Origin of the sequence: Arthrobacter sp. 2YAF22_2, from assembly GCF_052114645.1 — a bacterium.
Classification (GTDB): domain Bacteria; phylum Actinomycetota; class Actinomycetes; order Actinomycetales; family Micrococcaceae; genus Arthrobacter.
Window position 1 is genome coordinate 1 of record NZ_JBFRFD010000070.1, and the last position, 9,829, is coordinate 9,829.

9 protein-coding genes and 2 pseudogenes are annotated in these 9,829 nt (G+C 66.1%); 3 read left to right on the top strand and 8 right to left on the bottom strand.

Annotated elements, in window-relative coordinates; genetic code table 11:
• On the top strand, positions 1 to 738 hold a 738-nt coding region (locus AB4Y86_RS04750), incomplete at its 5' end, for a hypothetical protein (RefSeq protein ID WP_441400554.1).
• A 130-nt stretch (positions 739 to 868) separates the two neighbouring features.
• On the opposite strand, the pseudogene AB4Y86_RS04755 reads toward AB4Y86_RS04750, so the two are convergent.
• Positions 869 to 1,351: pseudogene (locus AB4Y86_RS04755) on the bottom strand (transposase); the annotation flags it as partial.
• 127 nt (positions 1,352 to 1,478) lie between these two features.
• On the opposite strand from AB4Y86_RS04755, the gene AB4Y86_RS04760 reads away from it, so the two are divergent.
• Positions 1,479 to 2,771, top strand: coding sequence for an IS256 family transposase (locus AB4Y86_RS04760; RefSeq protein WP_441400556.1), 1,293 nt, complete (start codon positions 1,479 to 1,481; stop codon positions 2,769 to 2,771).
• A gap of 124 nt (positions 2,772 to 2,895) precedes the next feature.
• On the opposite strand, the gene AB4Y86_RS04765 is transcribed toward AB4Y86_RS04760, so the two are convergent.
• From AB4Y86_RS04765 to AB4Y86_RS04780, 4 genes and pseudogenes are all read right to left on the bottom strand, one after another.
• A complete protein-coding gene (locus tag AB4Y86_RS04765) occupies positions 2,896 to 3,720 on the bottom strand; it encodes a transposase (protein WP_441400558.1) in 825 nt (274 codons plus the stop codon).
• Between the two features lie 176 nt (positions 3,721 to 3,896).
• Positions 3,897 to 4,331 carry a hypothetical protein gene (locus AB4Y86_RS04770; RefSeq protein ID WP_441400560.1) on the bottom strand — a complete coding sequence of 145 codons (435 nt, stop codon included), beginning with the start codon at positions 4,329 to 4,331 and terminating at the stop codon, positions 3,897 to 3,899.
• A gap of 198 nt (positions 4,332 to 4,529) precedes the next feature.
• A pseudogene (locus AB4Y86_RS04775) lies at positions 4,530 to 4,718 on the bottom strand (hypothetical protein); the annotation flags it as partial.
• Positions 4,719 to 4,721: 3 nt separating this feature from the next.
• A complete protein-coding gene (locus AB4Y86_RS04780; RefSeq protein WP_441400562.1) occupies positions 4,722 to 5,768 on the bottom strand; it encodes an o-succinylbenzoate synthase in 1,047 nt (348 codons plus the stop codon).
• 356 nt (positions 5,769 to 6,124) lie between these two features.
• Between AB4Y86_RS04780 and AB4Y86_RS04785 the strand changes: the two genes are divergently transcribed.
• Positions 6,125 to 7,069, top strand: coding sequence for a phosphatase PAP2 family protein (locus AB4Y86_RS04785; RefSeq protein WP_441400564.1), 945 nt, complete (start codon positions 6,125 to 6,127; stop codon positions 7,067 to 7,069).
• Positions 7,070 to 7,099: 30 nt separating this feature from the next.
• On the opposite strand, the gene AB4Y86_RS04790 is transcribed toward AB4Y86_RS04785, so the two are convergent.
• From AB4Y86_RS04790 to AB4Y86_RS04800, 3 genes are all read right to left on the bottom strand, one after another.
• Positions 7,100 to 8,314: an MFS transporter gene (locus AB4Y86_RS04790; protein ID WP_441400566.1), complete on the bottom strand. Its 1,215-nt coding sequence runs from the start codon at positions 8,312 to 8,314 to the stop codon at positions 7,100 to 7,102.
• A gap of 66 nt (positions 8,315 to 8,380) precedes the next feature.
• Positions 8,381 to 9,115, bottom strand: coding sequence for a GAF and ANTAR domain-containing protein (locus AB4Y86_RS04795; RefSeq protein ID WP_441400568.1), 735 nt, complete (start codon positions 9,113 to 9,115; stop codon positions 8,381 to 8,383).
• Positions 9,116 to 9,131: 16 nt separating this feature from the next.
• A partial coding sequence (locus AB4Y86_RS04800; protein WP_441400570.1) for a MinD/ParA family ATP-binding protein occupies positions 9,132 to 9,829 on the bottom strand: 698 nt, incomplete at its 5' end.

Genomic DNA, 9,829 nt, shown 5'->3' on the forward strand with positions numbered 1-9,829 from the left:
CTGCTCACCCAGGGCGCCGTCCTTCTCCTGGCGGTCCTGGCAGGCGCGGCTCCCGCAGGCCAGTACGGCGCCGTGCTGATCTTTGCCCTGGGGCCGCTGACCCTCTTGAACGCGCTCAACAATGCCTGGGCCACGCGACTTATGGAGGCCTCGCCCGCCAAATTGCCAACGCTGTTGAGGTCGGTAGCCGTAGAGGCCTTACTGGCGTCCGCCGGGATCGGAATTCTCGCATCCGCGGCAGCGACCGCTGGGGGATTCATTCTCACTCAGGCGCCCGAGCATCTAGGGCCGGTAGCAAGAGTCTTGCCCTTGGCCTCCAGCGGCTACGCTCTTTTCCTCGTGGCAACCAACGTTGTGTACATCCTTAAGCGGACCCGGATCATGGCCTATGTGACGCCGCTTGTCCTGGTGCTGATGGCCGCCGTTGCGGTCCCGTTCGCGCTGAATGGAGACCTGATCGTGGTCGCCGCCATCCAAGCCGGAGGCTTCGTCCTCCTCGGCCTCGCCTACTGGCTTGTGGTTAGGAAGTCTACGCGAGACGCCTGGCCAATCCGCCTCTTTCTGGTGCTGCTGGCTGTACACCTTACGACGGCGATCCTCCTGGGCCTGCTCCCCGCCACCTTCCTTGCAGGCGTTGCCGAAATCGCAGTTACCGGCCTCCTGCTCGCTGCTGCAGGATACCTAAGGGTTAAGAGCCGTCAGGGAGTCAGTCCCGGCGCCGGGTCATCCGGGGACTGACCGCCTCTCTACGGGTTGGCGACGAACCCTGGCACTTTCGGATAGGGCACCCGACCGACAAAATCCGGCGGCCGCGAACCGCTGTCCTTGCCGTCCAAAACGGCCAGCCGGTCCCTGGCAGGGAAGGCGCAAGGGGCATGTTTTGCCACTCGGTCATCTTCCCGACGACTTTCTCAGTGATCCGCGAAATGGTGTCTTTCGAGACACTGGCGCCGAACACATCGGCGAAGTGCGCTGCGATCTCTCCGGTCGTGAGGCCCTTCGCGCTCAGCGACAACACAATCTCGTCGACGCCCGTCAGCCGCCGCTACGGTTTCCTGATGATCTGTGGGTCGAACGACGATCCGGTGTCCCGCGGCACGTCAATCTCCACCGGCCCGGTCTCAGTCATGACGGTCTTGGTGCGGGTGCCGTTGCGGGTGTTCCCGCTCCCGCGGCCGGACACGTCGTGCTTGCCATAGCCGAGGTCCTCGTCCATCTCCGCCTCCAGCGCGGTCTCCAGAACATTCTTCGTCAACCGGTTCAACAGACCGCCCGGGCCGACAAGCCCGATGCCTCAATCGCTGGCCAGGAGCTGCTGCGGCAACTCTCGCTGATCCAATTCAGCCGCCATGGGATCCACACGGTCGCTCATGATCAGTCTTCCCCGCCAGGCAACGCCCGGCGTGTCGGGACTGTGGAATTAACGGTGTATCTGGCTCGACACGCCGGGCGGTGAGCCTGGCGGGAGGGAGCCCGATATGGCCGCAACACTTGAGGCTGTGCCGAGTACGAAAACCGTTGAGAAACTGACAGAGAAATCCGAGGCCGAGGCCGCGCGCGAGCTGGTGAGGATGGCCAAGGAACAGGGGCTGTCTCTGACCGGTCCTGACGGGCTGCTGAAGATGCTGACGAAGACCGTCATCGAGACCGCCCTGGACGAGGAACTGACCGAGCACCTCGGTTATGAACGGCACGACACGGCTGCAAAGGTCACCGCCAACTCGCGCAACGGCACCCGGCCCAAGACCGTGCTGACGGAGACGACAGGCCCGGTGGACATTGACGTTCCGCGGGACCGGGAAGGCACGTTCGAACCGAAGATCGTTGCCAAGCGCCAGCGCCGGTTGTCAGGCGTTGATGAGATGGTCCTCTCGCTCTATGCCAAGGGCTTGACGACCGGGGAGATCAGCGCACATTTCGCCGAGATCTACGGCGCCTCGGTTTCTAAGGAAACGGTCTCGCGGATCACCGACCGGGTGCTTGAAGAGATGACGGCGTGGCAGAACCGGCCACTGGATGAGATCTACGCGGCGATCTTCATCGACGCGATCGTGGTCAAGGTCAGGGACGGGCAGGTCGCCAACCGGCCCGTCTACGCCGCAATTGGAGTCACGCTGGCCGGGGAGAAAGACATCCTGGGCCTCTGGGCCGGGACCGGCGGGGAAGGCGCGAAGTTCTGGATGAGCGTGCTCACCGACATCAAGAACCGCGGCGTGAAGGACAGCTTCTTCCTGGTCTGCGACGGGCTCAAGGGCCTGCCAGAGGTCGTGGCCAATGTGTGGCCGCTGACGACCGTGCAGACGTGCATTATTCACCTGATCCGGAACACCTTCCGGCTGGCCTCAAGGCAGGACTGGGACGCGCTCAAACGCGATGTGAAGCCGATCTACACCGCGGTCAACGCCGCGGCCGCCCGGGCGGCGTTCGAGGAGCTCACGGAGCGCTGGGGCAGGAAATACGGGGCGATCGTGCGCCTGTRGGAGAACGCGTGGGAGGAGTTCATCCCGTTCCTGGACTACGACGTGGAAATCCGGCGCGTGATCTGCTCGACCAACGCGATCGAATCGCTGAACGCCCGGTACCGGCGGGCCGTGAAGGCGAGGGGTCATTTCCCGACAGAGCAGGCTGCGCTAAAGTGCCTGTATCTGGTCACCCGATCCCTGGATCCAACCGGTGCCGGCAGGACCCGATGGACAATGCGCTGGAAGCCCGCTTTGAACGCCTTCGCCATTACTTTCAGCGACCGATTCCCGGCAGCCGAAAGCTACTAAAAGAAACCGCCGGATACACCGTTAATGAGATAGTCCCTGGAAGTTCACTCTCCGGTGGCACCCTGGTCGTGTCAGAGCTGCGGGAGCGTCGGGGAGGGAACGCAGATTGTCAAGCTGTGTGGAGTCATTGGGTTTGCTGTGTGGGTGTTTTTGTTGCGGGAAGGTTGATCCCTGCGTGGCGGGCGGGGGCTGGTGTGATGGGTCGTTGGCGGAATCGTTCGGGGTTTTCGTCGTAGTAGCGCTGTAGTGCCTGGTCGCGTGTTTTCCAGACTTCCTTCCACGAGCCATCGTGGACTTCGGCGGGCGAGAACAGGGCGATGCCCGAGTGTTTGTGTTGAGTGTTGTACCAGGGCACGTAGTCGGCAAGGTAGGCCCGGGCGTCCTCGACTTCTTTGAAGACCCGGGGGTAGCCGGGCCTGTACTTCATGGTCCGGAACCCGGATTCGGAGAAGGGGTTGTCGTTCGAGACGTAGGGTCGGTTGTGGGAGAGTTCCACGCCGTGGCTGGTGAGAGCATCGCGGAGCAGGTTTGATCGCATCGCCGGCCCCGAATCGGCGTGAACTATGCGCGGTGCGCCATCCCGGGCGATCGCGGTTTCGAACATGTCCACGGCGAGATGGTCCGCTTCCCGCTCCTCGACCCGCCAGGCAACCATGCGGCGGGAGTAGATATCAAGGACCGAGTAGGCCTTGAACGACCGTCCCCGCCACGGGGAATACAGATCGGTGATGTCCCAGGACCAGACCTGTCCCGGGCCCGTGGCCATCACCACGGGCTTCTCCCTCGGGAGCCGGTTGTTCCCCTTCCTGGTCGGGATGGTCGGGCGCAGCATCTGGTCCTCGATCCGGGCCGCGACCCGCCACCATGTCCGGCGGGAAGCAAGCATCACCCCCGCGTCCCACGCAGCCGCGTAGGAATGATCAACGGAGACCTGATTGGCCCACCCCACCAGGATGTATTCGCAGATCCGGTCACGATCATTCGCGCTGACACGTGACTGGTAAGCGCGCTCAGACTGTCCGAGCGGATCCTGAACCCGTTCGCGGGGATTCTGCCGGTAATGCCAGGTCGAGCGGGATACGCCGGCGAGCTCGAGGGCTTGCCGTTGCGAGCCGGTGAGCGTTGTCAGATGCCGGACGAGGATGTTCTCGGCTTCGATGAACCTTTCGGATCTTTCGTCTGGGCCGTATCGGGCTCTGGCACGCTCAACTCGTGCAAGAGCCCGATAGCTTTTCCCAAGGCTGTATTCGTGCCTTCGAGTTCACGGATTCGGCCCTTGAGCTGTTCGACTTCGGACTGGTGTTCAGCGATCTCCTTGGCACGCGCTTTCTCAAACGCGGACCACTCGCCATTCGTGCGGGCCATACCCCCATGCTCTCGTGGAATCAGATTCCGGTCGAGATCACCCTCCTGCACCATTTTCCGCCAGCGCCGAAACGTCCATTCCGTCACTGGCTGGGAGGCAAGCCATTCCTTCCTCGTCCCGTACGGCTGCACGTAATACTGATGCACCAATTCTCGAATCTCATCGCGGCTAATACCTCGCGGACCAACAGTCATGGCTACTCCTGCTCCTCTTCAATCACTGACTGACTCACAACCAGCCTGACGTAGAGGGCCCACCAGCAGACGCTCCCGCACATCCGGCAGTCCGTGCCGAAACGCTCCCTCACGTCCGGCGGACAACCCGCCAAACGTGAGGGAGCGTCGGACCGGAAGGCGCCAAACGTGAGGGAGCGTCGGGAAATGCCAGGAGTCGCCTCGGAAGACCCGGACCACGGACGGCCGGGGCAGGCGTGCCTGGCCCGGTTTGGCCGCCGCACCCGCGCCGACGTAATCCGGGAAGGCCGAGTGTTGGGCTTCGAACGAGCCTTCCTCGCCCGGGTGCTGCACAGCGACGAACACGGTCCGTTCCTCGTCGTGGATGATCGGYGCACTTCGGCGCGCAAGTCACAGGGCTGCGCTTGTCCCTGTGGCTGATGCGAGCACGGCGTAGGTGCGCCGTAGCCGGTCCAGCCACCAGTCAGTGCGTTCCGGCGGCGCGGCGTACCCCTCCAATAGCTCCGGGTCGGCCGCCACATCGCGGAGCCGGATGGCGCCGTCGTCGGGAACGAGGGGGTCCCGGGTGATGTCGGCGGCGAGCAGTGACACGGTCCCGAGCCCGCAGGCGTACGGCAGCTCGGGCAGGGCTGCGGCGAGGGCCAGCCCTGCGCGGATGCCCACCGAGGTGTCAAGCGCGGAGCTGACGACGGCGGGCAGCCCGGCCTGCGCCACGATCCGGAGGGCACGTCGCACGCCGCCCAGGGGCGCAACCTTGACCACAATCAGGTCCGCGGCACCGGCCCGCGCCACCTTGAGCGGGTCCTCTTCCTTGCGTACGCTCTCGTCCGCGGCGATCAGCACCGGGACCCCCGCGGACCGGAGCCGACGCCGAACCTCGGCCAGGCCAGCGATCTCCGGAACCGGTTGTTCGGCGTACTCCAGCCCGACGGCTGCCAGCCGGGTGAGCGCCTCGACGGCCTCCGGGATGTCCCAGCCGCCGTTGGCGTCGACCCTGATCGCAGCGTCCGGGAGCGCTGCCCGGACGGCGGCCACCCGGGCAGCGTCGTCGGCAAGCGTCTGGCCCGGCTCGGCGACCTTGACTTTTACGGCATCCACCCGGCCGAAGCGGGCCAAAATGTCCGGCACCCGCGCTGCCTCGACGGCGGGAACGGTGGCATTGACCGGGATGCTGGTCCGACGGGCCTCCGGGAAGCCCTGCCAGCCGGCTTCGACGGCCGCGGCCAGCCAGCGGGCGGCCTCGGCGTCGCCATACTCGAGAAAAGGGCAGAACTCGCCCCAGCCGAGCGGGCCGGGGAGCAGTAGGGCTTCGCGCTGCGTGATGCCGCGGAACTTCACGCGCATCGGCAGGCTGACCACCCGGGCGACGTCGAGGAGTTCTTCCACGCCGCCGGGGTTCAGGCCGGAGGATGGCGTGGTCTCGGCAGGGCTGGGCATGTGTGTACTCTACCGGGGAAGCGCGCACAGGGGTTGCGACCGCAACACCGTCCCGGAGCCTTGGGCGGGCCGGCATCGACTGGGGGTGAGATCCCGGTTTGGGACACTCGTCTGCATCGGCCCGCCCAAGGTACGCCCGGGGACTAGCCGCTCGGGTTCTGGAAGTCTATGGATACGGCACCGAACCGCACACGAGTAGTCGCTACTCGTCCTGGGGCGGGCTCTACGTGATTCACGTGCTGCCGAGCCAGGGCCGCCAGGCCCGGCCGGCCCGGCCGGACTGGCCGGCCCCGGCGTCGGCACAGGGTTCTGTGGGACCCTAGATAACGATGAATTTTGGGCAAGAAGATAACAGCGTGCAGACGGGAGCCCGGCCCCGTGCTGTCCGTTTCTGGAACCGTGCCGGAGCGCATCCGACCCCGGAGCCGGCCGGCGCAGGATCGGCCGTCGGATTCTTTTTCCTGCTGGGCACCCTCGCGTGCGCAGCCGCTCTTGCCGCCACGTATTACTTCTTCGTGCGCACCGCCACCGGGCAGTTCATTGACGAATCCGCGCTGGTCGAGGCCGTGGACATCCATGGGGCCGCCGGAAAGGCGAGTACCCAACTCCTGGACTGGCTGCCAACGCTCTCGGTGGTAGTCGCATCGGTGGTGCTCCTTTTCGTGACGGTGAGGCGCCGCAGGTGGGCCGCCGCCGGCATCGCCGTCACGGCCGCCGCGGGGGCCAACATCGCCACGCAGCTTCTGAAGGACCTGGTTCCGGTCCGGCCTTTCCGCGGGATCGAGACCCTGGAGCTCAACTCCCTCCCGTCCGGCCACACGACCATGGCGGCTTCGGCAGCGGCCGTGGTGTTCCTCATGGTCTCGCCGCGCTGGCGGCCGTTAGCCGGTTTCCTGGGCGGCAGCTTCGCCGTCGCCACCGGAGTGTCCACGCTCATCAATCAGTGGCACCGGCCTGCCGACGTGGTGGCAGCGTTCCTGGTGGTAGGAGGGTTTACCCTGCCGGCAGGCTGGTTGATCATGCGCACGGGTCGACTGTGGAATGTCTGGGACGGCTACAACGGCCACTGGGCCTCCGCCCGGCTGTGGCTCGTCCTCCCGGTACTGGGAGGGCTCGCCTCAGCCGCGGTATCCGCCTATTCGCTGCTGAAGATCGCGCCGGGGCCGGACCAGGAAGCCAGTACCACGAACTATTTTTGGGCCGGAACGTCGCTGATCGTCATCGCCGGCTACCTCGCCACCGTCGCCGCTGTGTGGTTGTTTGGGCAGGCCGCACGACCCCGGCAGACCGCCAGCTTCTGACCTCGCCCCTCAGGTCCCAGCGGGGAGCTGTCAGTAGTTGCGGCGGTGCCTGAGCCGGGGAATGGTGATCGCAAAGACGGCAGCAGCGGCGAACCCGAGCACGCCGGTGGCGCCTACCCCGGCCCCTAGTGAAACCGCGGCCGTAACGCCGGACAGCAGCACCGGGCCGCCGGTGGCGCCGGCGTCGGCCATGAACCTCCAGATCCCGAGAAACTGGCCGCGTCCGTTGTCCGGCGAGAAGTCGGCGCCGAGGGTCATGTTCAGCCCGGAGCTGATGCCGTTGCCGAAGCCGATCAGCAGCCCGGCCAGCATGAGGCCGACGAACCCGGTGCTGAGCGGGATCAGCAGCATCGCCGTGCCCATGATCAGCGTGGATGGCACCGCCACCCACTGGCGGCCCTTGCGGTCCATCAGCTTCCCGGCCGGGTAGAAGACCAGCATGTCGATTGCCCCGGAAATGCCGTAAATGAGCGACGCGTGGGTGGCGTCCAGGCCCAGGTGATCGGCCCAGAGCGGGATCACCACCTGTCTGGAGGCGCGCAGCGCACTGAGCAGCAGGACGCCGAGTCCGACGCTGAGAAACACGCCCGCGTGCGAGGCCGCGACGCTCCGCAGCGTGGGCTGACTGGCAGCGGTGCCGTCGGCCGGGCCGGGCGCCGCAACGAGATCAGGGATGGTCACGGACAGGCCCGCGGCTGCCGCCATTGCCACCACGCCGGTCCAGTAGGCGGCGGTGATACCGCCGAACTGCATCACCGCGGCGCCTATGAACGGGCCGATAAAGATGCCGATCCGGTTGACGCCGCCCAAGGTGGACAGCGCCCGGGCCCGGAGGGTGACGGGGACGRCCTCGGTCAAGTACTTCTGCCGGGCGAGGCTGAATACGCTGGCGGCCATGCCGACAACCACCATGGATGCGGCCAGAAGCCAGATTCCGTTTTGTGCCAGCGGAGCCAGTGCGGCTGCAACCAGGGCGGCGGCGCTCGCGGCGGCCGCACCGACGATCGCCCAGCGCTCGCCGAATTTAAGGGTGATGACCGACGCCGGCAGGTTGAAGAACCATGAACCGAGCCCGATCAGTGTCACGATCAGGGCCGCCACGGRCACTGACGCGCCGAGCTCGCGGGCGGAGAGCGCCACGACCGGCAGGATCGCGCCTTCTCCGATGCTGAACAACAGTGCCGGACCGAAGGCAGGGACGGCGATGCTGCGGAGGCTGAAGGCTGCGGGGCGCGTGGTGGTCATCCCCTTCATCCTATGGCCGCCAGCTGTTCACACATCCGTTGCCACCCGGTGGAGCTGGCGGGAGGGTCAGCCGTCGAAGTGGGTACGGATTTCCTGGCCGGTGAGGTTCTTCAGCACGTCCGCGGCGACGTCGCGGAGTTTCTGGTTCCGGTTGCTGGAGACCCTGGTCAGGATGCTCATCGCTTCGTCCTGCGAGCACCGGTTCTGCGCCATCACGACGCCGCAGGCCAAGTCGATGGTGGTGCGGTGTTCCATCGCTGCCTGAAGGTCTTCGGCGCGGGACTGGGCGGTGCCGATTCGCACGGCGAGGCGCAGCGCGCGCCCGGCCAGGTCGGCGAATCCGGCCGCCTCGGCCACGATGGGCGCCGTGAAGACGCCGGTAGCGGAGGCGAAAAAGTTCAGCGCGGCCGCCGACTCCTCGCCAATTTCCAGCGGGACGCCGAGGGTGCTGCGGCAGCCGTGGACGGCGAGCTGTTGCTGGTATTCGGGCCAGCGCGGATCAGTGTCGACGTTGGCGAGGAGCACAATCCCGCGGGTCCGCAACGCCTCGATGCAGGGGCCCTCGCCTAAACTCTGCTCGATCCGGTCCAGCATCACCGCGTTGTTGCTGCTRCCGGCAACGGTCATGGTCTTCTTCCGGCGCTGAAGCGTCACGCCGCATTCGATGTCCGCGCCGACGGAATGGCTCAGCGTCGCCGCGGAGAATTCCGAGAGGCGTTGAAGGAAGTCTTCGACGTTTTCGGTGTCTGCAATTAGGTCCTGCAGCTGGACAGCGGCGTCGTCTCCGGCGTACTTGCTCATGGCCTAAATGTAGTCCCTAGACGTATCCGTCGACGATCGCGGCGGCGATCTCCCGGTACGCCCGGCGGGTTTCGGGCCGCAGCGCATCGAGCGTGACCAAATCGCCGTCGGCTACTCCCCGGTCGTGCGGAACGGCGATCAGTTGGCGGCAGATGCCGGAGAGGTGGTCCTCGATGGCGTCCTTGTCCACGCGTGAGGAGACTTCGTCCTTGTCCGTGATGACCACGACGGCGTTGCGCGCCAGGTCCTCGTAGCCGTGGCCGGCGAGCCAGTGCAGGGTGCTCCGGGCCCGCTTTGCGCCGCTTACGGCGTAGCCGGCCGCGATGATCAGGTTGTCGGCGGACTGCAGGATCCCGCTCATGGCGTTGTGCGTGACGCCGGTGCCGCAGTCGGTCAGGGCCACTGAGTAGTACCCGGAGATGAGCTTGCGGATGCGCAGGTATTCCTCCGCGGTGAGCGAATCGGACACCTCCGGATCCTGTTCCCCGGCGATCAGGTGCAGCCGTCCGGCGTGGTGCATGTAGCGGGCCAGACCGGTCAACGACTCGATGGAGTCGACGTTGCGGAGCAGGTCGCTGATGGTCCGCGGCGCCTGCCGCTGGTAGATACCCTCGCCGAGGGCACGCTCCACGAGGTCGCCCGAGTCGGGGTTGGCGTCGATGGCGCAGGGCGGGTCGCCGCGGTATTCGGCCAGGGTCAATCCGACGCCGACGG

Excerpts from the sequence above, each read along its gene's own strand:
- AB4Y86_RS04770 (WP_441400560.1), bottom strand. The coding sequence starts at position 4,331 with ATGACTGTTGGTCCGCGAGGTATTAGCCGCGATGAGATTCGAGAATTG.
- AB4Y86_RS04780 (WP_441400562.1), bottom strand. The coding sequence starts at position 5,768 with ATGCCCAGCCCTGCCGAGACCACGCCATCCTCCGGCCTGAACCCCGGC.